Annotated in this window: 22 protein-coding genes; 11 read left to right on the plus strand and 11 right to left on the minus strand. The window is 71.5% G+C overall.

Annotated features, from left to right (window positions below; all coding sequences use genetic code 11):
* Positions 1-13 precede the first annotated feature (13 nt).
* From ABZX85_RS03250 to ABZX85_RS03260, 3 genes are read left to right on the plus strand one after another with little or no spacing between them, the layout of a single operon-like run.
* Positions 14-859: a hypothetical protein gene (locus ABZX85_RS03250; protein ID WP_355862083.1), complete on the plus strand. Its 846-nt coding sequence runs from the start codon at positions 14-16 to the stop codon at positions 857-859.
* 16 nt (positions 860-875) lie between these two features.
* A complete protein-coding gene (locus ABZX85_RS03255; RefSeq protein ID WP_355862085.1) occupies positions 876-2,810 on the plus strand; it encodes a fumarate reductase/succinate dehydrogenase flavoprotein subunit in 1,935 nt (644 codons plus the stop codon).
* The gene (locus ABZX85_RS03260) at positions 2,807-3,577 is read left to right on the plus strand and encodes a succinate dehydrogenase/fumarate reductase iron-sulfur subunit (RefSeq protein ID WP_355862087.1); all 771 of its coding nucleotides are present in this window, start codon (positions 2,807-2,809) and stop codon (positions 3,575-3,577) included. The genes ABZX85_RS03255 and ABZX85_RS03260 overlap by 4 nt, the downstream gene beginning before the upstream one ends.
* On the opposite strand, the gene ABZX85_RS03265 is transcribed toward ABZX85_RS03260, so the two are convergent.
* The 8 genes from ABZX85_RS03265 to ABZX85_RS03300 form a co-directional block, all read right to left on the minus strand.
* On the minus strand, positions 3,574-4,506 hold the full coding sequence (locus ABZX85_RS03265) for a class I SAM-dependent methyltransferase (RefSeq protein ID WP_355862089.1): 933 nt from the start codon (positions 4,504-4,506) through the stop codon (positions 3,574-3,576). The genes ABZX85_RS03260 and ABZX85_RS03265 overlap by 4 nt on opposite strands.
* Before the next feature lie 128 nt (positions 4,507-4,634).
* Positions 4,635-5,606, minus strand: coding sequence for an aminoglycoside phosphotransferase family protein (locus ABZX85_RS03270; protein ID WP_355862091.1), 972 nt, complete (start codon positions 5,604-5,606; stop codon positions 4,635-4,637).
* A gap of 76 nt (positions 5,607-5,682) precedes the next feature.
* On the minus strand, positions 5,683-8,448 hold the full coding sequence (locus ABZX85_RS03275; RefSeq protein WP_355862093.1) for a SpoIIE family protein phosphatase: 2,766 nt from the start codon (positions 8,446-8,448) through the stop codon (positions 5,683-5,685).
* 258 nt (positions 8,449-8,706) lie between these two features.
* Complete coding sequence (locus ABZX85_RS03280) at positions 8,707-9,114, minus strand: ATP-binding protein (RefSeq protein ID WP_355862095.1); 408 nt, start codon at positions 9,112-9,114, stop codon at positions 8,707-8,709.
* Between the two features lie 157 nt (positions 9,115-9,271).
* A complete protein-coding gene (locus ABZX85_RS03285) occupies positions 9,272-9,682 on the minus strand; it encodes a (deoxy)nucleoside triphosphate pyrophosphohydrolase (RefSeq protein WP_355862097.1) in 411 nt (136 codons plus the stop codon).
* Positions 9,683-9,711: 29 nt separating this feature from the next.
* Complete coding sequence (locus ABZX85_RS03290; RefSeq protein WP_355862099.1) at positions 9,712-9,906, minus strand: SPOR domain-containing protein; 195 nt, start codon at positions 9,904-9,906, stop codon at positions 9,712-9,714.
* A 190-nt stretch (positions 9,907-10,096) separates the two neighbouring features.
* Positions 10,097-10,849: a GntR family transcriptional regulator gene (locus ABZX85_RS03295; RefSeq protein ID WP_355862101.1), complete on the minus strand. Its 753-nt coding sequence runs from the start codon at positions 10,847-10,849 to the stop codon at positions 10,097-10,099.
* A gap of 154 nt (positions 10,850-11,003) precedes the next feature.
* Positions 11,004-12,179, minus strand: coding sequence for a DUF4190 domain-containing protein (locus ABZX85_RS03300; protein WP_355862103.1), 1,176 nt, complete (start codon positions 12,177-12,179; stop codon positions 11,004-11,006).
* Positions 12,180-12,282: 103 nt separating this feature from the next.
* Between ABZX85_RS03300 and ABZX85_RS03305 the strand changes: the two genes are divergently transcribed.
* The 7 genes from ABZX85_RS03305 (at position 12,283) to ABZX85_RS03335 (ending at position 17,559) form a co-directional block, all read left to right on the plus strand.
* On the plus strand, positions 12,283-13,518 hold the full coding sequence (locus ABZX85_RS03305; protein ID WP_355862105.1) for a serpin family protein: 1,236 nt from the start codon (positions 12,283-12,285) through the stop codon (positions 13,516-13,518).
* A gap of 89 nt (positions 13,519-13,607) precedes the next feature.
* Entirely contained in the window at positions 13,608-14,249 is a 642-nt protein-coding gene (locus ABZX85_RS03310) for a TetR/AcrR family transcriptional regulator (RefSeq protein WP_355862107.1), read from the plus strand.
* Between the two features lie 136 nt (positions 14,250-14,385).
* On the plus strand, positions 14,386-14,772 hold the full coding sequence (locus tag ABZX85_RS03315) for a CPCC family cysteine-rich protein (RefSeq protein ID WP_355862109.1): 387 nt from the start codon (positions 14,386-14,388) through the stop codon (positions 14,770-14,772).
* The gene (locus tag ABZX85_RS03320; RefSeq protein ID WP_355862111.1) at positions 14,769-15,500 is read left to right on the plus strand and encodes a HEAT repeat domain-containing protein; all 732 of its coding nucleotides are present in this window, start codon (positions 14,769-14,771) and stop codon (positions 15,498-15,500) included. The genes ABZX85_RS03315 and ABZX85_RS03320 overlap by 4 nt, the downstream gene beginning before the upstream one ends.
* Positions 15,501-15,503: 3 nt before the next feature.
* Positions 15,504-16,133, plus strand: coding sequence for a DUF6000 family protein (locus tag ABZX85_RS03325; RefSeq protein WP_355862113.1), 630 nt, complete (start codon positions 15,504-15,506; stop codon positions 16,131-16,133).
* A gap of 39 nt (positions 16,134-16,172) precedes the next feature.
* Positions 16,173-17,342 (plus strand): hypothetical protein, encoded by a 1,170-nt coding sequence (locus ABZX85_RS03330; RefSeq protein ID WP_355862115.1) that lies wholly within the window; start codon positions 16,173-16,175, stop codon positions 17,340-17,342.
* Positions 17,343-17,391: 49 nt separating this feature from the next.
* A complete protein-coding gene (locus ABZX85_RS03335; protein ID WP_355862331.1) occupies positions 17,392-17,559 on the plus strand; it encodes a type II toxin-antitoxin system prevent-host-death family antitoxin in 168 nt (55 codons plus the stop codon).
* A gap of 140 nt (positions 17,560-17,699) precedes the next feature.
* Here the strand turns inward: ABZX85_RS03335 and ychF are convergent, their stop codons facing one another.
* On the minus strand, positions 17,700-18,788 hold the full coding sequence (ychF, locus tag ABZX85_RS03340; protein ID WP_355862117.1) for a redox-regulated ATPase YchF: 1,089 nt from the start codon (positions 18,786-18,788) through the stop codon (positions 17,700-17,702).
* A gap of 232 nt (positions 18,789-19,020) precedes the next feature.
* Here ychF and ABZX85_RS03345 point away from each other — a divergent pair, with 232 nt between their 5' ends.
* A complete protein-coding gene (locus tag ABZX85_RS03345; RefSeq protein WP_355862119.1) occupies positions 19,021-20,148 on the plus strand; it encodes a DUF6542 domain-containing protein in 1,128 nt (375 codons plus the stop codon).
* A gap of 5 nt (positions 20,149-20,153) precedes the next feature.
* On the opposite strand, the gene ppgK is transcribed toward ABZX85_RS03345, so the two are convergent.
* Together ppgK and ABZX85_RS03355 are read right to left on the minus strand one after the other, a co-directional pair.
* A complete protein-coding gene (gene ppgK, locus ABZX85_RS03350) occupies positions 20,154-20,894 on the minus strand; it encodes a polyphosphate--glucose phosphotransferase (RefSeq protein ID WP_355862121.1) in 741 nt (246 codons plus the stop codon).
* A gap of 93 nt (positions 20,895-20,987) precedes the next feature.
* Complete coding sequence (locus ABZX85_RS03355; RefSeq protein WP_355862123.1) at positions 20,988-22,004, minus strand: 4-hydroxy-3-methylbut-2-enyl diphosphate reductase; 1,017 nt, start codon at positions 22,002-22,004, stop codon at positions 20,988-20,990.

The following is a 22,004-nucleotide window of genomic DNA, read 5'->3' on the forward strand; positions in this document are numbered from 1 at the left end:
ACGGGAGTCATCCTTGGCAACCGACACGGAACCCGGTACGGAACCCGATTCGGCCCCCGGTGCCCGCCGGGGCGGCGTCCGCGCCCCGACCCGCGCGGCGATCCCGGCAGCGCATCTGCGCACGGACCGCTGGTGGCTGGCGCCCGCCGCCACGGCCGCCGGACTCCTCGCGTTCGTCGTGTACTCGACGTGGCGGGCGTTCGCGAACGCCGACTACTACGCGGCGCCGTACGTCTCGCCGTTCTACTCGCCGTGCCTCGCGGAGAACTGCCACCCGATGCGCTCGGGCCCCAACGCCGAGCTGTTCGGGGGCTGGTGGGGCCTGTCCCCGGCGATCCTGATCCTGGTCTTCCCGCTGGGCTTCCGGCTGACCTGCTACTACTACCGCAAGGCGTACTACCGGGGCTTCTGGGCCTCGCCGCCCGCCTGCGCGGTCGCCGAACCGCACGCGAAGTACTCGGGCGAGACGCGGTTCCCCCTCATCCTCCAGAACCTGCACCGGTACTTCTTCTACGCGGCGCTGGTGGTCGCGGGCATCCTCACCTACGACACGGTCCTGTCGTTCCGCGACGAGCACTACAACTGGGGCCACATGGGCCTGGGTTCGCTGGTGTTCCTCGTCAACATCGGCCTCATCTGGGCCTACACGCTCTCCTGCCACTCCTGCCGGCACATCGTCGGCGGCAAGCTCAAGCACTTCTCCAGACACCCCGTGCGGTACAAGGCGTGGCAGTTCGTGGGCAAGCTGAACGACCGTCACATGCTGCTGGCGTGGGCGTCGTTGGTGAGCGTCGGTGTCGCCGACTTCTACGTGTACCTCGTCTCTTCCGGCGCTTTCGACGATCCGAGGTTTTTCTGATGAGTGGGGCCTTCTGATGTCCGTGGTCGACCGCCAGGAGTGGGACGTCGTCGTGATCGGGGCCGGCGGTGCCGGGCTGCGGGCCGCGATCGAGGCGCGCGAGCGGGGCGCCCGTACGGCCGTGATCTGCAAGTCGCTGTTCGGCAAGGCGCACACGGTGATGGCCGAGGGCGGTATCGCGGCGGCGATGGGGAACGTCAACTCGGGGGACGACTGGCAGGTCCACTTCCGGGACACGATGCGCGGCGGCAAGTTCCTCAACCAGTGGCGGATGGCGGAGCTGCACGCGCGCGAAGCCCCGGACCGGGTCTGGGAGTTGGAGACCTGGGGCGCCCTCTTCGACCGGACGAAGGACGGCCGGATCTCGCAGCGCAACTTCGGCGGCCACGAGTACCCGCGCCTCGCCCACGTCGGCGACCGCACCGGCCTGGAGCTGATCCGCACCCTGCAACAGCGGGTCGTCGGCCTCCAGCAGCAGGACCACAAGGAGTCCGGCGACTACGAGTCGGGCCTGAAGGTCTTTCAGGAACACACGGTCACACGGCTGTTGAAGGCTCCGGACGGCAGGATCTCGGGCGTCTTCGCGTACGACCGTGAGTCGGGCCGGTTCCTCGTCCTGGAGGCGCCCGCCGTCGTGATCGCGACCGGGGGCATCGGCAAGTCGTTCAAGGTGACGTCCAACTCGTGGGAGTACACCGGCGACGGGCACGCCCTCGCGCTGCTCGCCGGGGCGCCGCTGCTGAACATGGAGTTCGTGCAGTTCCATCCGACCGGCATGGTCTGGCCGCCGTCCGTGAAGGGCATCCTCGTCACCGAGTCGGTGCGCGGGGACGGCGGGGTGCTGCGCAACTCCGAGGGCAAGCGGTTCATGTTCGACTACATCCCGGACGTCTTCAAGGAGAAGTACGCCGAGTCCGAGGCGGAGGGCGACCGTTGGTACGAGGACCCCGACAACAACCGCCGCCCGCCTGAGCTGTTGCCCCGCGACGAGGTGGCCCGCGCGATCAACTCCGAGGTCAAGGCGGGCCGGGGCTCCCCCCATGGCGGGGTCTTCCTGGACGTGTCGACGCGGATGCCCGCCGAGGTGATCCGGCGCCGGCTGCCGTCCATGTACCACCAGTTCAAGGAGCTGGCGGACGTCGACATCACCGCCGAGGCGATGGAGGTCGGGCCGACCTGCCACTACGTCATGGGCGGTATCGCGGTCGACTCCGACACGGCCGCCGCGCGCGGGGTGCCGGGGCTGTTCGCGGCCGGGGAGGTCGCGGGCGGCATGCACGGCTCCAACCGGCTCGGCGGCAACTCCCTCTCGGACCTCCTGGTGTTCGGCCGCCGGGCGGGGTGGCACGCGGCGAACTACGTGGACGACCTGTCCGAACGGCCGGTGACCGGGCAGGCGGCGATCGACGGGGCGGCGGCGGAGGCGCTCAGGCCGTTCTCGGCGGAGGAGGTGACGCAGACGCCGGAAGCCTCACGGTCCGCCCCCGAGAACCCCTACACCCTCCACCAGGAGCTCCAGCAGACCATGAACGACCTCGTCGGCATCATCCGCCGCGAGGGCGAGATGGCCCAGGCCCTGGAGAAACTGGCCGAGTTGAGGGTCCGCGCCCGCCGGGCCGGCGTCGAGGGGCACCGGCAGTTCAACCCCGGCTGGCACCTCGCCCTGGACCTGCGGAACATGCTCCTGGTCAGCGAGTGCGTGGCGCGGGCGGCGCTGGAGCGGACGGAGTCGCGGGGCGGCCACACCCGCGAGGACCACCCGACGATGGAGCGCCCCTGGCGCAACGTCAACCTTCTCTGCGAACTCACCGACCCCGGCGGCGAGTTGACCGAGCGCGACCAGATCTCCCTGACCCGTGAGACGACCCCACCGATCCGCCCGGACCTGCTCGCCCTCTTCGACAAGGAGGAGCTGGTCAAGTACCTCGCCGAAGAGGAGCTGTACGAGTGAGTGGATATGACGCCCGCTTCAAGGTGTGGCGCGGGGATGTCGGAGGCGGCGGTCTGGAGGACTTCACCGTCGAGGTGAACGAGGGCGAGGTCGTCCTCGACATCATCCACCGCCTCCAGGCGACCCAGGCCCCCGATCTGGCCGTGCGCTGGAACTGCAAGGCGGGCAAGTGCGGTTCGTGCTCGGCGGAGATCAACGGCCGCCCCCGCCTGATGTGCATGACCCGGATGTCGGTGTTCGAGCGGACCGAGACCATCACGGTCACCCCGCTGCGCGCCTTCCCCGTGGTCCGCGATCTGGTGACGGACGTCGGCTTCAACTACCAGAAGGCCAGGGAGGTTCCGGCGTTCGTGCCGCCGCCGAAGCTGGGGCCCGGCGAGTACCGGATGATGCAGGAGGACGTGGACCGTCCGCAGGAGTTCCGCAAGTGCATCGAGTGCTTCCTGTGCCAGGACACCTGCCATGTCGTCCGGGACCACGAGGAGAACAAGCCGGCGTTCGCGGGCCCCCGTTTCCTGATGCGGGTCGCGGAGCTGGACATGCACCCGCTGGACGCGGCGGAGGAGACCGGCCTGGACCGCAAGCGCACGGCCCAGGACGAACACGGCCTCGGCTACTGCAACATCACCAAGTGCTGCACGGAGGTCTGCCCCGAGGGCATCCACATCACCGACAACGCGCTGATCCCGCTGAAGGAGCGCGCCGTGGACCGCAAGTACGACCCGCTGGTGTGGCTCGGGAACAAGATCCGGCGGCGTACCCCTTAGTCCTTCTTCGCCCGCAGGTACCCCGAGTGCGCCACGGCACCGAGGAACTCGAACCTGGTCTCCCCGGCCATGTGCTTGTCGAACGCCTCTTTGATGCCGGGCCACTTGGGGTGCCCGAAGTCGTCGAGGACGACGATCCCGCCGGGCGCGATGATCTCCTCGGCCCACTCCAGGTCCTGCGCGACCCCGTTCGCGGAGTGGTCACCGTCGACGATGATCACGCCGTACTTGCGGTCGGAGACGAGCGCGCGGACCTCGGGGTCCTCGGAGAAGCCCTGCTGGACCCGGGCGGCGACGCCCGCCTCGCCGGCGAGCGCGAGGTTGGTGCGGACGGCCGCGCCGCGCACCGGGGTGCCCGTCGCGTCGTCGCCCATCGTGGTGCCCGGCTGGAGCTGCGTGCCGGCCAGCGGGTCGACGATCGTGAGCTTCGGGTCGCGGCCCGCGCGCTCCAGCATGCGGATGAGGGCGGCGCTGAACATGCCGTAGAGCGTGCCGATCTCCAGGACCTCGTCGTTCGGCGGGTCGAGGAGGGGGACGGCGGAGAGCTTGCCGACGATGTTCATGGTGCCGCCGGCGATCCGGCCGACGCCGAGCGCCTCCACGGCGATCAGCAGGCGGAACGCCTGGGCGAGGGCGCGCTCGGAGCCCTCGCGGTCGCCGGTGACGACGGTCAGCTGGTCGATCGCCTTGTCGAGGTGCTCCGCGCCGGGCATCCGGGAGACGCCGCGCCCGGTGCCGTCGAAGAACAGCTCCATGGGCCGCTGGCGATCGCGCAGCTGCTTCAGCTCCCGCTGGATGTCGGCCGCCGCGGGGGCCGGGCCGGCGCTCTTCACTGCCTTGCGGACCTGACGCTCGATGCGCTGGTCGATGAGTTCCGCCGCCGGGCGCAGCGCGCGGCGGACGGCCTTGCTGGTGAGTAGCGATCGCATCAGGGGAGCATCCTCACAGAGTTAGGAGATGTGGACGCTAGGGCGCGTACAGGAGCCGCACAACAAACGGGCGAATCCCGAGCGGTGAAGGCGACATGAAATTCCGGTGAAGGATGCGGCCGGCGGTTTCAGGGGGCGCCGTTCAGGAGACGGAGCACCTCTCCCAGGTTGTGCTCGGCGATCTCCCGCATGAAGCGGCGGTCCGGGAAATCGCCCTGGATCAGGGTCAACGGGCCGCTCACGAGCGAGAGATGCATGCACAGCCGGTAGAATCGGAGCCGGTCGCGGTCCATCTCGGGCCGCCACAGCCGGTCGTACCACTGGCCGAACCGCAGCCGCAGGAAGACGTGTTCGTGTTCCACGTCGAAGTACATCACCCCCTCGATGTCGATCAGCACCGGCTCCCCGTCCGGCGTCAACAGCACGTGGTCCGCGCCGAGTTCGCCGTGGACGAGCGCGTACCGGCGCCGGGGTCCGACCGCCGCGTACAGTTCCTCGATCCGCTCGGCCAGCGGTTCGCGGACGGCGGCCAGCCTCGGTTCGAGCGCCGCCCCCTTGGCCAGCTCCCGCAACGCCCCGTCCCTGACGACCTGTTCGCAGGAGGTGCCGGTCGAGGTGCCGCCCGCGTCGACGAGCGCGGCCTTCCCGTAGCGGGGCCCCTCGTGGCCGTGCATGGCCCGCAGCGCCTCCGAGAGCCGGTCGAGTGCCGGATGGGCCGGGTCGGCGCGCAGCGCGTCCTCCAGGGTGCCTCCGGTGACGTCCTCGGCGACGACCGCGTCCGTCCCGACGTACAGCAGGCGCGGGCTGCGCACCCCGGCGGCGGCGAGCCGGTCGTGGGCGGCGACGAGGAGGTCGAGTCCGGTGGCGGGGGAGAACGGGTGGCGGTGGTCCGGGGGCCGGGTCTGGTCCCAGTAGTTCTCGTCGGGGGACCAGACGTAGGCGACGGCGGTGGAGTCGTCGTCCAGGTGCAGCCGGTAGACGCCCTTCTTGCTGCCGCCGCGCACGCGTTCGGAGCCGACGAGGCGGCGGTGCGCGCCGAAGGCTTCACGGGCGAGGGGGGCGAGGTCGGAGGTGCCGAGGTGGTGGCGGGGAGAGTTCACCGCCGGAGTCTTCCGGAGAAGCCCCGACGGTCCCAAACCATTTCTTGAAACGGGCGCGGCTCGAAACAGGAGCGGCCTAGAACAGGCTCAGCAGCGCCTCCGCCGGGTCGACGGGGGTGGAGTCCCCGTCCGGCAGCGGCAGTTCGAACCAGACCGTCTTCCCCCGGGGCGTCCGCCGGGACCCCCAGGCCGCCGAGAGCAGCCCGACGAGCTGGAGCCCCCGCCCGCCCTCGTCGGTGTCGCGGGCCCGCCGCCGCCGGGGCTGGACCAGCCCGGAGTCCCACACCTCGCAGACGAGCGTCCGGTCGAGGAGGAGCCGGAGCCGGATCTCCCCCTCGCCGTAGCGCAGCGCGTTGGTGACCAGCTCGCTGACCAGCAACTCGGTGGTGTCGACGAGGGGTTCGAGGTCCCAGTTCACGAGCTGGGCGCGGGCGTACTCCCGGGCCCGCCCGACGCTCCGGGGCTCGCGGGGCAGCGCCCAGTCCCCGACGGACTCGGCGGGCAGCCCCTGGACACGTGCCATCAGCAGCGCGATGTCGTCCTCGCCGTGGTGGGAGTCGAGGGTGTTGAGGACGTGGTCGCAGACGTCCTCCAGGGGCTGCGAGGGATCGGTCAGCGTCCCGACGAACGCCTGGAGCCCCTCGTCCAGCGGATGGTCCCGGGACTCGACGAGGCCGTCCGTGTAGAGCGCGAGCAGCGCCCCCTCGGGCAGTTCGACCTCGACCTCCTCGAACGGCTCCCCGCCGACCCCGAGAGGCATCCCGGGCGGCACGTCCAGCATGAGCGCGGGCTCGCCGGGTTCGACCAGCACCGGGGGCAGGTGGCCGGCGTTGGCGAACGTGCAGCGGCGCGTGACGGAGTCGTACACGGCGTACACGCATGTCGCGAGGTACACCTCGGAGAGGTCCGCCTCCCGGGGGCGGCGGGCCGCGCGGGTCGCCTGCTGGACCCCGCCCGGCGTGCCGAGGCCGCGGGCGATCTCGTCCAACGCGGAGAGGACTTCCGCCGGTTCGAGGTCGAGGAGCGCCAGGGTCCGTACGGCGGTGCGGAGTTCGCCCATCGCGACGGCGGCCCGCAGTCCGCGCCCCATGACGTCCCCGACGACCAACGCCGTCCGGTGCCCGGGGAGTTCGATGACGTCGAACCAGTCGCCGCCGACCTCGCTCGGCCGCCCGGTGGCCGCGTTGCCCGGCAGGTAGCGGCAGGCGATGTCGAGTCCGGAGGCGACCGGGTCGCCGGGCGGCAGCAGGGACCGTTGCAGTATCAGCGCCCGTTCCCGCTCGCGCCGGTACAGCCGCGCGTTGTCGATGGAGACGGCGGCCCGCGCGGCCAGTTCGACCGCGAGATCCCGGTCCCGGTCCCCGAACGGCTCGCTCCCCTTCGTCCGGGAGAACTGCGCGAGCCCGACGACGGTGTCGTGCGCGACCATCGGCACGGCCAGCGTGGACTGCACGAGCCCGCCCTCGGGGCCGGGGAGGTTCTGCGGGCGGGCGGTGCGCAGGGCGTCGGCGCGGGAGGAGGTGAACGGGAAGTGGTGGACGGCGCCGACCGGGACGGGTGTCCCGCCGGTCGCGGAGACCGGGACGTCGGAGACGGCCGACGCGAAGGCGACGCGGCGGAGTTCGGCGCTGCCGTCGGCGAGGCCGGGCGGGGTCTCGTCGCCGGCGAGGAGGCCCTGGTAGAGGTCGACGGTCGCGAGGTCGCAGAAGCCGGGGACGACGACGTCGAGGAGTTCGCGGGCCGTCGTCTCCAGGTCGAGGGAGTTGCCGATGCGGGCGCCGGCCTCGTTCAGCAGGGCGAGGTTGCGGCGGGCCGCCGCCGCCTCGCGGGCCGCGGCCCGGCGGGCGGTGATGTCGGTGCCGAGCCAGGCGATGCCGATCGGGCGTCCGCTGCCGCTGTGGACGCGGTACAGGTTGATGGACCAGTGCCGGCGCTCCTCGGAGCCCGGGACGAATCCGGTGACGTGCATGTCGGTGATCGCGTCGCCGGTCTGGAGGACCCGCTTGAGTATGGCGGTGACCCGCTCGGCCTCGGAGCGCTGGAGGTAGTCGGCGACGCTCTTGCCGCGGTGGTCGTCCGGGACTCCCCCGAACAGCGACGCGAACCGCGCGTTGGCCCGCCGCACTCTCAGCTCCGGGTCGATCAGCAGGAACCCGAACGGGGTTTGGCCGAAAATCGACTGCGACGCGGCGAGGTCGGTCTCGATGCTGCGCAGGGTGCGGACGTCCACGACGATGCAGACGGCGGCCCGGTCGCCGTCCGGTGTGGTCGTCGGCATGACGTACACCTCGGCAAGGCCCCGCTCGCCCTCGGGCGACTTGAACGGGACGACGCCGGTCCACTCCCGGCCGTCGAGGATCTCCGCCATCTTGCGCTGCCCGCGTTCGCGCAGGTCAGGGTCTATGAACGCCTGGATGGGGTCGAGTCCTACGGCGCGCTGCGCGGTGATGCCGAAGATCTGCTCGGCGCGCAGGCTCCACTGGTCGACCAGTCCGTCGGGGCCGATGGAGAAGGAGGCGACGCGGATGTAGTCGTAGATGGAGCCGGGCGGGCTGCTCTGCCAGACGGCGTCGACGGACGGGATGTCGGAGAGGGCGGAGGGGGTGACGAGGCCGGGGGTGCGGGGGGCGGCGTCGGGGGTGCGGGGGGTCTCGTCGCCGAGGGCGGGGGCGTCGGGTTTCCGGTCCGCGGCGCCGCCGGCGGCACGGGAAACGCCAGGCCGGAGCCCGTCGGCACCCGGACGACCGGCGCCGGTGGCAGCGCCGAAGCCGCCTGCGGCGTCCGTCCTCGCGGCGTCCGACGGGTCATGCGACTCCGTGGCCTTCGCTGGTATCTCGCTCACGCGAACCGTCCCCTCCAGCTCACCGCGCCCGGTACGGGTCACCAGGGGCGGCTGCCCGCAGTATCCAGCACTACGGGGCCGCACGGCACGGTGTTCACGATCACAGCACGGTCCAGGCGTTTTTTGGACCGTTCCGTTCCGACACTTCCACTCTTCTAACCAGCGAACACACCCTCGAACCACCCGGAGCGGCACGAGTCGGTGGCCGAAAATCGACACCGGGCGCCGCCGGGGTCGTCACGGCGGCGTTTCCGCAGGTCATTCGGGTACCGCCAGTTCGAACCAGACGGTTTTCCCGGCGGCGCCCGGACGTGTGCCCCAGCGGCTCGACGCGGACGCGAGGAGCTGGAGGCCCCGGCCGCTCTCGTCCTCCGGGCGGGCCGCGCGTTCGCGGGGCGGGTCGGGGAGCGGGTCCGAGACCTCGACGACCAGGACGTCGCCGAGTCCGGCGGGGCGGACGAGCCTCAGGCCGATGGGGCCCGTGGCATGCCGCAGGGAATTGGTCACCAACTCACTGACGAGCAGCACCGCGACGTCGCTCAGGCTCTCCAGCCGCCAGCCCCGCAACTGCCCCCGGACGACCGCACGCGCCGCGCGCACCGCCCCCGGGTCCGCGGGGAACGTCCACTCGGCACAGTCGCCTTCGGTGTCGATCACGCCGATCACTTCCCAGCCCAGCGAGGTGCACCATGTCCGATTTCATGGGTTTGGTAGCCACATACCCGATATCACACTCCCAATACCGCCCCACCTGGCGCACAGTGGCACAAACGGCGCACATCGCCCCCTCGCACTCCGGCACGCACCGCCGCACGAGCCCCCGTCACTCCACCCCCGCGGCCATCCGCTCCACCACTTCCCGCACCGCCGGCACGTCCTGTTCCAGCCACTCCACGTCCCACACCTCGCCCGGCGTCAGCCAGCGCAGCTCGTCGTGGTCCTCCAGCGGGGCGGGCCGCGCCGAGCCGGGCCGCAGCCGCGCGAGGTGGACGCGCAGGGTGTACGGCGCCCTCAGCGCCCACTCCCCTGGCACCCGCTCGCCCGCCTCCGCCTCGACCCCCAGCTCCTCGCGCAGCTCCCGCACGAGCGCGTCCTCGGGCTTCTCCCCCGGCTCCACCTTGCCCCCGGGCAGCTCCCACCGCCCGGCCAGCTCGGGGGGCGCGCTCCGGCGTGCGGCGAGCAGCCGCCCGCCGTCCAGCAGGGCCGCCCCGACCACCACGATCCGCTCCGTCATGCGCGGGAGCCTACGGGAGCGGGGGGCCGTCAGTTGCGGGTCGGGTCTCCGTGCTGGCCCGCCCGCTCCACCCAGTACAGCTGCCGGTGGCCGGTGTCGTCGAGGCTGTCGATGATCTCCTGGGCCTCGGCGCGGGTCGCGTAGCGGCCCACGCGGTAGCGGTTGCCGTTGTCGTCCTGACGTATGACGAGCCAGGGCAGGGACATGATGCTGCCGTCGGTCATCGCGCCCCTCCGCCTCTCGCGCACGCCCCACCCGCTGAGGAAACCGCAATACGCATATGCCCGAGCCTACGCCCAACCTTCACGCACCGAACACGGCTTTTCACGAACAGGCGCGCAACAGGCCGGCATCGACCGGAAATAGAGGGAAACGATCGCCCGGATCAGCCGGGCGCTCCAGGCTTTCCGGGGCTCACCTCACCGGGAGGTGGTACGCCACGCGGTAGCGGTCGGCCGGAATCACCACGTCCGCCGTCTCCACCGCGCGCCCCGACGCGTAGTACGTCCGCTGCACGACGATCACCACATGGCCCGGCACCCCGCCGAGCGTCAGCAGTTCGTCGGCGAGACCGGGGCGGGCGCCGACCTCCTCCGCGACGTTGTCGACGATGACGTCGATCGCGCGCATCCGCTCGACGACGCCCATCCCGCCGAGGGGGCCCTCCTCGGGGAGCATCACGGGCGTGCGCCCCGTGAGCGCCAGGGGCTCCCAGGACGTGGACAGCATCATCGTCCGCCCCGACTCGCGGAAGACGTATCTCGTGCGCATCACACGCTCGCCCGCCTGGATGCCGAGGCGCCCGGCGACCGCGGCGTCCGCCTCGGACTGCTCGCTGCTGGACTCCCAGGTCCCCCGGACGTCCCCCTCGGCCTGCTCCTGCCGGAAGGGCGTCGCCCCGCCGACGGGGCGGAAGCCGGAGCGGGCGATCCGGCGCGGGACGGGCCGCTCCCGGACGTACGTCCCCGAACCGGAGCGGCCCTCGACCAGGCCCTCGGCCATCAGGACCTTGCGCGCCTCCAGCGCGACCGTGTCCGAGACGCCGTACTCCTCGCGGATGCGCGCCTGGGACGGAAGGCGTGTGTGCGGCGGGAGCGAACCGTCGGCGATCTTCTTGCGCAGATCACCCGCGACCCTCAGATACGCCGGCTGCTCACCGAAAGTCACTGGCCGCTCCCATCAGGTTTTACAGACAGCTACAGCCTGGCAACCGTGGGTTCCTCCGTGCAAGCAAAGGCCAGGGAATCACTCGATGTGATGACAAAACCGGGGGTGGCCCTTTACGCAGGCACTTTCTCCCCGGTATAGCCGAGTTCACACCTCAGACGTCCAACTCGCTGTCACCACCGCCCTCCTCCGTGTACGCCGGGGGCGTCACCGCGAGGCCGAGCGCGCTCCGGACGGCGATCGTCGAGTCGCCGTCGACGAACTCGTACCCGGCGTCGTAGGACTCGTAGTACGCGTCGGTGTCGTCGGCGACGGCGGCTTTGCGCCAGGACTCGCGCGCCTCGCGCATGTCCTTGACCAGAAGGTCCACCGGGGACTGCGCGGCGGCCGGCCAGTCGTACGTCTCCAGGGCCTTCACCTGCTGTCCGAGGACGTCCCGGACCTCGCCGGCCCACGCCTTGTTGGCGGGCAGATCCTCCTCCGGGTAGTCCTCGGGCTCGGCGTAGAGCACGTCGTCGACGGCGGACATGGCCTGGAGGAAGGCGAGTTGGGCGGCGTCGAGGTTGGTCTCGTCGCGGCGCAGCGAGCCGACGAGGGTGTGGCCGAGGTCGCGGTGGGCGAAGACGCAGGCGATCGTGCGGTCGCCGGTCTCCCAGGTGTCGCGCTGGGGCAGCAGGGTGTACCAGTCGGCCTCGGCCGGCACGGCCCAGGGGTCCATCGTGTAGGCGGCCTTCATCGCCGAGCACTTCTCGTTGCCGACGTCCCGCAGCTTCGCGCGCCCCGGGAAGTCGTCCCCGTCCGCCGTGACGACCCCGAAGATCTCGGCGTCGTGCGGGCGGGCGCAGTCGGTCTCGTCGACGTCGAACACGTCGCTGCCGATGGTGTCGCCCGGCGGCAGGTCGAAGCAGTCGCCGGCGTCGAGGGCGGAGACGGGGGTGATGTCGGTGGCGTCCTCGATGGCCTGCCAGGTGTCGGAGGCCACGTTCGTCGTCAGGGCGACGAGCCAGAGGGCGAGACCGAGGGACGACAGGACGGTCCCGGCGATCGCCATCGCCTTGCCGCGCTCGCCGCGCCGCTTGATCTGGACGAGCGCGATGATCCCGAGAATCAGCCCGACGGCGGGCAGGAAGCACAGCACGCCGAGTACGAGCGCGGCGATCGCCACCCCGTTGACCTGCGCGGACGGCCGGTATGGGCCCGGCCCGTACCCCTGCCCCCAGACCTGCGGCGCAGGTGCCCGCACCACGGGCGGCGGGACCTGTCCCGGCTCCGGGGCACGGAACGGGTTGTCCTGGGGCCCCTGGGGCTCGGGCGGCGGAGGTGTCGACACGGGTAGCGTGCTCCTGTTTCGGATGGTCCGTTTTTCACACGTGCTTTTCACACACCTGTGCGGGCGCATCGTATTCGGGCGGCGGACAGGGGCGGAACCGAGTATGCGTACGGCTGTACGAGCGGTGAACGGGCTCACCTCGCGGTGGGCGGGCGCGGCCGGCGCCGAGGGCGGTACGGCCTTCTCGGCGGCCGGGGTGTGGCCGCTGCTGGCGTTCCTCGCGGACGGCGCGGACGGCCCGGCCCGCGCGGAGCTGGCGGCGGCGCTGGGCGTACCGGCCGGCGAAGCGGCGGGCCTGGCCCGGGAGTTGTCCGACGGGCTCGCGGGCGTCGCCGGTCTGGACAGCGCGCTCGGCCTGTGGACGGCGCGGACGCTGAGGCTGCGCGAGGAGTGGGCTTCCCGGCTGCCCTCGGGGACGCGGGGCGTGCTCGGCGGGGACCCGGTCGCCGACCGGGCCGCGCTGGACGCGTGGGCCCGCGAGCACACCGGCGGGCGGATCGAGGAGATGCCGGTCTCGCTCGACGAGTCGACCCTGCTGGTCCTCGCGAGCGCGCTCGCGCTGCGGACGCGGTGGGCGGAGCCGTTCCACGAGACGATCCTCGAATCGGCGGTCTGGGGCGACCGCGAGTATCTGGGGCTGCGCCGCGACACGGCGGACCTCGACCGACTCTCCGTCTCCCGGACGCCGTTCGGGTCCGTCACCGAGGTGCGGGTACTCGGGGAGGACGGCCTCGACGTCCATCTCCTGCTGGGCGAGACGGAGATGACTCCGACTCAGATCCTGCGCGCCGGGGTCGAGTTGCTCTCCGGAGGCCATCTCTCGGTCCCCGGTTCCCGGTTGCCACTCGGGGAGGCGGGGCCCGGGGTGCGGGTGGTCGAGGTGCCTTGCACACGGCCGTCGGCGCCCGAACTCTCGTTGGCGACAGCGGCGTTCGAGCTGACGGCTCGCCATGATCTGCTGAAGCAGGCCGAGTTGTTCGGGCTGGGGGCGGCTCGGGACACGTCGTACGGGCATTTTCCGGGGGTCAGCGACAGTCCCCTGGCGGTGAGTTCGGCCGAGCAGTCGGTCGTGGCCCGGTTCCATGCGCGGGGGTTCGAGGCGGAGGTGGTGACGCTGGTCGCGGCTGCCGCAGGGGGGTTGCCCGAGTACCGCTGGACCACCAAGGTCGTCGAGGCGCGCTTCGACCGGCCCTTCGGGTTCCTCGCGGTGCACCGGGAGACGGGGCTCGTGCTGGTGTCGGGGTGGGTGGGGCGGCCGGTGGAGTGGCGGGAGCAGTCGGTGGCCGCGCCGTCGAACATTGATCTCCCCTCTGCTTCGGGAGCAACTCCCCATATCTGACACCCCGTTGGAACATCACCTAAAGTAGTGGGGATGTTGTTACACCGGCCGTTCGCCCTCGTGCCGGCGTGCGTTCAGAAAGGGGCGGCATGCGGCAGAAAAGGGCCGCGCGGACCTGGCGGACCCTGGTGGACGCGGCAGCCGAGGTCTTCGACCGGGACGGCTACGAGGGCACGTCGCTCACCCGGATCGCCCAGGCCGCCGACACCTCGCTCGGCGCGCTGACGTTCCACTTCGACTCCAAGGAGCACCTGGCCCGGACGGTCGGCGAGGAGGGCTGCGCGGCGACGCGGTCCGCGCTCGCGGAGATACCCGCGCGGCAGGACTCCCCCGTGGAGTGGCTGGTCTCCTTCACCCTCGCCCTCACCGGCCTCCTCGACCGCGACCCTGCCGTACGGGCCGCCGCCCGCCTCACCCGCGAGCTGCTGTGGACCCCGCCGAACTGGTACTCCACCTGGCAGCCCACCCTCCGCGCCCGCCTAGCCGAGTCCCACCCCTCCCAACTCCCCCCGAGCGCCGACCCCGCCACCCTCACGGCCCTCACCTCCCACCTCGTCGCCGGCTCCGAATCCTGCGCCCGCCATCGCACGTACCACCCCGAGGCCGCCGCCCAGGACTGCTCCGCCTCCACCTCCTCGTCCTCCTCGGACGACGTCTCCCGAATCCTCCGCCTGGTCCTGGACACGACGCCCTCCACCCAGACCTCCCACCCGACCGGCCTCCACCCCTGAACCCGGTCTCCCCGGCCCGAGGCCGCCATCGGGGGCAGGAGCCGTACAGGGGCGCCTCGACCCACAGCCAGGTGGCGTCCGGTTCAGTCCGAGAAATCCATGGCACATCGGCCGGCCCTATGGCGAGACTGCGCAGATGAGCGCCAGCCACCCCTGTCCCTGCTGCGGACACCGCGTGTTCGACGACATGCCCGGCTCGTACGAGATCTGCCCCGTCTGCTTCTGGGAGGACGACGGGGTCCAGTTCCGCTGGCCCACCATGAGCGGCGGCGCGAACAAGGTCTCCCTGATCGAGGCCCAGCGGAACTACCGGGAGTTCGGCGCCTGTGACGAGCACGGCCGGCGGTTCGGCCGCCTGCCGGCCGAGGACGAGCCGCTCGACCCCACCTGGCGCCCCATCGACCCGACACGCGACTCCTTCGAGGACTGGGAATCCGGGGACCGCGCACCGTGGCCGGACGACCGGTCGGTGCTCTGCTGGTGGCTGCCCACCTTCTGGCGCCGGGACCACTCCTCGTCGTGACCTCCCGTATCGAGAGACTCGTCCAACAGCTCGACGGCAGGGCCGACGAGTCCTACGACGCCCGCGCGGAGCTGATCCCGATCGGCGCCGACGCCGTACCCGCCGTCATCGACGGCCTGCCCTCCCTCGGCGGCTTCGGTCAGCTGACCGCCGTCGAGGTCTTCGAGGAGGTGGGCGATCCCCGTTGCGGCCCCGCTCTCATCGGCCTGCTGGACAGCGACAACCCGACCGTCCGCGAATGGGCGGCCATGGCCCTGGCGAGCCTGGAGATCGACGGCGCCGTCGAGCCCCTGCGCCGCGCCTACCGCGCCTGCCTGGACCGCGCGACCCCACCGGACCTGACCGAGTCCGTCGGCATCCGCTGGGCGCTGACCGAACTCGGCGCCCGCACCCCCGTCGTCCCGCCGCTCACCGCGCACCTGCGCGCCACCGTGGCGGACGACGCCCCGGGCTGGCCCTCGGCCCACTTCACCGAGATCGTCGACGACCTGGCCGACCACGCCCAGGTGATCCTCTACTCCCAGTTCTGGCGCGTGGACGCCGGCCGCACGTACGGCATCTCCGGCACCGGCCTGGACTGGGGACTCGACTGGACCGCGCCCTGGGAGCGCCTGGTCGAGGAGTCCCGCGCCTGGTCCCTCCTCGAAGCCTCCGAGGCCCCCGCCGGCGACGCCATCTTCGTCGCCCCCACCTGGATCGACCGTACCGACCTGTACCCGGAGAGGTGACCGATGCCGTTCCAGCACCCCGAGGAGATCGGCTACGGCTACGTGATCGAGCGCTACGCGGCAAGGAAGGACTCAGGCCACGCGCGCTACGTCGTCCTGAAAAGTGGTCGATTCCTGCGGCCCGAGTGGCCTCACGGCGAACGTTTCGCCCATCACCTCATCGACGACGCGGCCACGATCACCGATGCCGAGTTGGAAGCCCTCCTCGGCTACGAGTGGCGCTCGCGCCTCACCGCCGCATGGCTGATCGGCGTGGACCGCCGCGAACGGTTTCGCGAACGCATCGGCGACCTGCTCCTGGCCAGCGAGGTCTGCTTCTCCGGCAGCGCCTACTGCTTCGTCCTGGCCCGCTTCGGCACACCCGCCGACGCCGAGATCCTCACCGCCTACCTCGACCGCTACCTCCCCCGCACCGACCTGAACTACGACCAGCCCGCAGCCCTCGGCGCCCTCCTCCGCCTCGACGCCCTCCTCGGTACCCACCACGCCGACCGCTTCACGGAGCCCGGCGGCCTCTGGGAGGGGTGGGTCAAGGCAGGGGGACGCCTCGGCCACCCCAGCCACGTCCCCGCCGAACAGCGCCGCTGGACGGACCTCCACTGCGACTTCGCCGACGGCTGGACCCGGCGGTGAGCGCGGCGGGCTGTCAGTGGCGGCTGCTTTCATGGCGCCATGAGCACTGTGCACGAGGTCGCCTCCCTCCTCCCCGGCCCTGCCGAACTCCGCGCCCATCTGAACGCGTTGGCCGTCCTGGACGCCACGATCAGCGACGATCCACGGTGCTGCATCTACACCTTCGCCGCCACACGAGGCCCTGGCGGGGAGACGGCCCTGATGATGAACGGGGCGGGGGACGAGTTCTCCGTCCACTTCACCCCGGCCGGTGTGCTCATACGCGGCTTCGACCACGAGTCGGAGATGAGCCCGTACGGAACGGACGACGAGCAGGTCTGGCCCGGCGTCATCGACGAAGTGCCCGCCGCGCTCCGCCCGATCCTGGACGACCCCGCCCTCCATGACGAGGGCATCGACGCCCCGCGCGTCACCGCCTGCCTGTGGCAGGAGACCGGCGACACCTCCTGGCGGACCGGCCAGGCCATCTCCTTCCCCTCCGGCAGAGTGGACCCGGATGGCTCCGGCTTCCTCTTCCGCCTCCTCACGGACCGGTCGCCCGAGGCCGTCCAGGGTCACTTCGCGGACGACTACGAGCGCCCTGTCCCCCTCGACGCCGTCCGCCACGTCCTCGCGGGACGTCCCCTCACCCCCGCGATCGTCACAGCCCTCAACCCGGTCACGCTCTCGGAGAAGGTGCTGCTCCGGAGAGTCGCCGCGCAGCGCGAGGCCGCCGCCTACCTGGCCTGCGACGGTGAGTTCGACGTCGACCGTACCGACCCGATCGAGCCGATCGCCCTCCCCAACGGCCTCCCGGTGGAGCCCGTCGCCGGCTGCAACGCGGGCGGTACCCACTACCTCTGCGGCCCCGCCGTCCCGGGCGGCTCCCGCCCGGTCCTCTACACCGACTCCGAGGGCCGGGCCTCCCTCATCGCCGAGTCCCTCGCCGAGGCCCTGACCCTCGCCATCGTCCTCCCGTCCTGGCACGACGCCCTGGCCGGCGCCCGGCCCCCGGCCCTCGGCGCCGACCACCTCGCCGACCACCCGGACCACCCCACCGTCCGCGACCGCCTCATCGCCGCCCTCCGACTCCCCCCGGCCACCGAACAGGAGGTCCTGACCCGCCTCCTCACCACAGCGGCTCGCACAGTCCCCGACGGTTTCCTCCCCCAGCACCCGGACGAGGAGGACTCCGCCTTCGAGCCGCTGCTCGAACCGTCTGCCGAGTAGGGCCGGCCCAGCGCCCCCGAGTTCCACGAACCACCGCGGACGGGCACACCTGGCCGAGGTCGTGGAACGGGCCGACCACGACGACGTACCCACAGTGATCACACGCCGAGGCGAGGAGGTGACTGCCGTGGTCTCCATCGACGAGCGCATGGCCGATCCGGCACACGGCATCCCGATCGAGGACATCACGAGGGAGACGCTGGCACGCAGTGAGTAACCACCGCGCCGCCTTCCACCCCGAGGCTCAGGCCCAGCACCGATCCAGCACGGGGTCGACGAAGGGGCCGGCTCACGAGAGCACGGCCCCTTCTGATCTGCGTGTTTGCCAGATCAGCGACGTGGTGTCACCTCATCCGCTCACACGTTGAAGCGGAACTCCACGACATCCCCGTCCTGCATGACGTACTCCTTGCCCTCCATCCGCGCCTTCCCCTTCGCGCGGGCCTCCGTCACGGAGCCCATTTCGACGAGGTCGGTGAAGGAGATGACCTCGGCCTTGATGAAGCCCTTCTGGAAGTCGGTGTGGATGACGCCGGCGGCCTCGGGGGCGGTGGCGCCCTTCTTGATGGTCCAGGCGCGGGATTCCTTGGGGCCGGCGGTGAGGTAGGTCTGGAGGCCGAGGGTGTTGAAGCCGACTCGGGCGAGGGTGGCGAGGCCGGGTTCTTCGGCGCCTACGGATTCGAGGAGTTCGAGGGCGTCGGCCTCGTCGAGTTCCGCGAGGTCCGCCTCCAGCTTCGCGTTGAGGAAGATCGCCTCGGCGGGGGCGACGAGGGCGCGCTGCTCGTCCTTGAAGGAGTCGTCCGTCAGCTCGTCCTCGTCGACGTTGAAGACGTAGAGGAAGGGCTTGGTCGTCAGGAGGTGCAGGTCGTGGAGGAGTTCCGCGCGCTCCGTGCCCTGGAGGATGCCCTCGGAGAACAGGGTGTCACCACGCTCCAGGATCTCCTTCGCGGCCTCGACGGCGGCGACCTTCGGCGCGATGTCCTTCTTGATCCGGGACTCCTTCTGGAGCCGGGGCAGGACCTTCTCGATGGTCTGGAGGTCGGCGAGGATCAGCTCGGTGTTGATGGTCTCGATGTCGTCCTTCGGCGAGACCTTGCCGTCGACATGGACGACGTTCTCGTCCTTGAAGGCCCGGATGACCTGGCAGATCGCGTCGGACTCACGGATGTTCGCGAGGAACTTGTTGCCGAGCCCCTCCCCCTCGGACGCGCCGCGCACGATGCCCGCGATGTCGACGAAGTCGACGGTCGCCGGGAGGATCTTCTGGGAACCGAAGATCTCCGCGAGCTTGTCGAGGCGGGGGTCCGGGACGCCCACGACGCCGACGTTCGGCTCGATCGTGGCGAACGGGTAGTTGGCCGCCAGCACGTCGTTCTTGGTCAGGGCGTTGAACAGGGTCGACTTGCCGACATTCGGCAGACCGACGATTCCGATCGTGAGCGACACGTTGCGACTTCCCGTATGTGGAGAGGGCGTATGTGGAGGGCCAGGAGCCGGGGGCGGTGCGGACCTGGCCGGTCCGCGCTCGGACCCTGCCACGGCCCGGAAACCCGGCCGATCCCCCAGTCTAAGCCGTACCCGTCCCCGCCCCGGCGTCCCGCTCGAACGCATGCCCAAGCCCGGTCCGACGGCGTGTCCCACGCCGGATTCTCCACATAAACAGACCTAAGTTGGACAAGTGCACCGACCGAGAGCCCCCCGTCCCCCGCGCACCCCTGCCGCGCCCCCGCAGCCGGGCGGCCCGTACGAGGCCGGCGACCTGTACGAGGCCGGCGCCCCGGACGGCAGGGACGCGCGCGGGTTCCGCGACCCGGCGGCTCCCGGCAGCCGCGGCACCGGGACGACGACCCCCCGGCAGGGGGACGACGGCACGCGCCGCACCCGCGCGCCCGGCGCAGCGCGAGGCGGCAGGCGCGGGGAGGCGGACGGTATGACAGACGGCACGGCGGGCAACAGGACAGGCGGCGTGACGGGCGGCACGGCAAACCGCAGGGCAGGCAGCACAGCGGGCGGCGCGGCAAACAGCAGGGCAGGCAGCACAGCGGGCGGCGCAGGCGGCGGCAGGACCGGCGGTACGACAGGCACCGGCAAGCCCCGAAAGCCCGGCACCGACGACTTCTCCCGAGCCGCCCTCGACGCCCTCGGCCTCCTTGAGGACACGACGACCACCCCGCCACCCCGCACGCCGGTCCAGAACCGCAGCCCCGGCCGCCCCACCCCCGTACACCCCCCGGCCGACGCCTGCGCCACCCCCGTACGCCCCTCCGCACAGAACCGCGGCGGCGACCGCGTGGGCCCCCCTGTGCAGAGCCGAACCGACACCCCCCGCCGAGCCGTCCCCCGGCCCGCCCGGAAGGTGTCTCGCCGGACCGCGCACCCCGGCCCCCCGAAGCCGCGCCGCGCCGCCCCTCCCCCGGCGGCCTCCCGCTACCCCAACCCCCGCCTCACCGGCCTCGGCAGCGGGCTGTTCAGCGGGACGCTGATGACGGCGCTGGGCCTGCTCGTCGGCCTGGCGGGCGGTTCGACGACCGTGTACGCGGTCCTCTACCTGCCCGTCTGCCTGCTGACGGCCCTGTGGACCCGGCGGGGCGACCTGGTCTCCGCGCCGGTCGTCCTCCCGATCGCCTTCGCCGTCGGCATCCTGTTCGTCGCGGACGGCGGGGGCGGGTTCGGGGGGACGCTGATGGGGCTGGTGACGGCGCTGGCGACGCAGGCGGGCTGGCTGTACGGGGGGACGCTGGCCGCGCTGGTGACGGTCGCCGTGCGCCGGGTGTGGCCGCGGGGGGCGGCCGGACGGCGCCGCTGACGGACCTACTCGGCGGCCCGCATCGCCGCCCCGACGATCCCCGCGTTGTTCTGGAGCTGCGCCGGGACGATCTCCGCCTTGATGCCCTGGACGAACGGCAGGAACTTCTGCGCCTTGCGGCTCACCCCGCCGCCGATGATGAACAGTTCGGGCGAGAAGAGCATCTCGACGTGCGCGAGGTACTTCGTCACCCGGTGGGCCCAGTGCTCCCAGGTCAGCTCACCGTCCTCCTTGGCCTTGCTGGAGGCGCGGGTCTCCGCGTCGTGGCCGTGGAGTTCGAGGTGGCCCAGCTCGGTGTTGGGGACGAGCACGCCGTCCGTGAAGAGGGCGCTGCCGATGCCCGTGCCGAAGGTCAGCAGGATGACCGTCCCCTTGCGGCCCCGCCCGGCGCCGAAGTTGATCTCGGCCACCCCGGCGGCGTCCGCGTCGTTCACCACGGTCACCGGGAGGCCGCCGAGGCGCTCGGAGAACAGCGCCCGCGCGTCGGTGTCTATCCAGCTCTTGTCGACGTTGGCCGCTGTACGGATCGTGGACCCGCCGGTGACGACGCCCGGGAACGTCAGGCCGACCGGGCCGGTCCAGCCGAAGTGGTCGACGACCTGTTTCACGCCGTCGGCCACGCCGTCGGGGGTCGCGGGATGCGGCGTGAGCACTTTGCAGCGCTCCGCCGCCAGGTCCCCCTTGTCGAGGTCCACAGGGGCGCCCTTGATCCCTGATCCACCGATGTCCACGCCGAAGATCTGCATGGCCCCACGTTACGACGGCCCACTGACAGTCACCCGCCCGAGGCCGTCAAGACGGCTTCAGGCCGGTTCCCCGGGCCGCCTCCCCGGCCTTCTTCAGGCCGCTTCCGGACCGCTCCCGCCGCGCTCGGCCACCAGCGCCGCCGCCTCGTCCCGCAGATCCCGGCGCAGCTCCTTCGGCAGCGAGAACGTGATCGACTCCTCGGCGGCCTTGACCAGCTCCACATCGCCGTACCCGCGCGCGGAGAGCCACTCCAGGACCTCCTCGACGAGGACCTCCGGGACGGACGCGCCCGAGGTGACACCGACCGTCGTCACGCCCTCCAGCCACGCCTCGTCGATCTCGCTCGCGAAGTCCACGAGGTACGCCTCGCGCGAGCCCGCGAGTTTGGCGACCTCGACGAGCCGTACGGAGTTGGAGGAGTTGCGGGAGCCGACGACGATCACCAGTTCCGCCTCGGCGCCCATCTGCTTGACGGCGAGCTGGCGGTTCTGCGTCGCGTAGCAGATGTCGTCGCTCGGCGGGGAGATGAGCTGCGGGAACTTCTCCTTGAGGGCGTCGACGGTCTCCATCGTCTCGTCGACGGACAGCGTCGTCTGGGAGAGCCAGACGATCTTCGACTCGTCGCGGACGGTGATCTTCTCGACGTCCTTGGGGCCGTCGACGAGCTGGATGTGGTCCGGGGCCTCACCGGAGGTCCCGATGACCTCTTCGTGGCCCTCGTGGCCGATCAGGAGGATGTCGTAGTCCTCGTTCGCGAACCGGACGGCCTCCTTGTGGACCTTCGTCACCAGGGGGCAGGTCGCGTCGATCGTGGCGAGGCTCCCGCGCGCGGCCTCTTCGTGGACGACGGGGGCGACGCCGTGCGCCGAGAACATCACGATGTTCCCGGGGGGCACCTCCTCCGTGCGCTCGACGAAGACCGCGCCCTTCTTCTCCAGGGTCTGGACGACGTACTTGTTGTGGACGATCTCGTGCCGGACGTAGATCGGGGCCCCGTACTGCTCCAGGGCCTTCTCGACGGCGATCACGGCGCGGTCCACACCCGCGCAGTAGCCCCGGGGGGCGGCGAGCAGGACACGGCGGCGCGGCGAAGCGGTCATGCCTCCCAT

The organism is Streptomyces sp. NPDC004539, from assembly GCF_040610055.1.
In the GTDB taxonomy this organism is placed as follows: domain Bacteria; phylum Actinomycetota; class Actinomycetes; order Streptomycetales; family Streptomycetaceae; genus Streptomyces.

Coding starts and splice junctions, on each gene's coding strand:
- ABZX85_RS03315 (WP_355862109.1), top strand. CDS start 14,386: ATGAGCGCCAGCCACCCCTGTCCCTGCTGCGGACACCGCGTGTTCGAC.
- ABZX85_RS03265 (WP_355862089.1), bottom strand. CDS start 4,506: ATGCGATCGCTACTCACCAGCAAGGCCGTCCGCCGCGCGCTGCGCCCG.
- ABZX85_RS03255 (WP_355862085.1), top strand. CDS start 876: ATGTCCGTGGTCGACCGCCAGGAGTGGGACGTCGTCGTGATCGGGGCC.
- ABZX85_RS03355 (WP_355862123.1), bottom strand. CDS start 22,004: ATGGGAGGCATGACCGCTTCGCCGCGCCGCCGTGTCCTGCTCGCCGCC.
- ABZX85_RS03310 (WP_355862107.1), top strand. CDS start 13,608: ATGCGGCAGAAAAGGGCCGCGCGGACCTGGCGGACCCTGGTGGACGCG.
- ABZX85_RS03325 (WP_355862113.1), top strand. CDS start 15,504: ATGCCGTTCCAGCACCCCGAGGAGATCGGCTACGGCTACGTGATCGAG.
- ABZX85_RS03290 (WP_355862099.1), bottom strand. CDS start 9,906: ATGACCGACGGCAGCATCATGTCCCTGCCCTGGCTCGTCATACGTCAG.
- ppgK (WP_355862121.1), bottom strand. CDS start 20,894: ATGCAGATCTTCGGCGTGGACATCGGTGGATCAGGGATCAAGGGCGCC.
- ABZX85_RS03285 (WP_355862097.1), bottom strand. CDS start 9,682: ATGACGGAGCGGATCGTGGTGGTCGGGGCGGCCCTGCTGGACGGCGGG.
- ABZX85_RS03305 (WP_355862105.1), top strand. CDS start 12,283: ATGCGTACGGCTGTACGAGCGGTGAACGGGCTCACCTCGCGGTGGGCG.
- ABZX85_RS03330 (WP_355862115.1), top strand. CDS start 16,173: ATGAGCACTGTGCACGAGGTCGCCTCCCTCCTCCCCGGCCCTGCCGAA.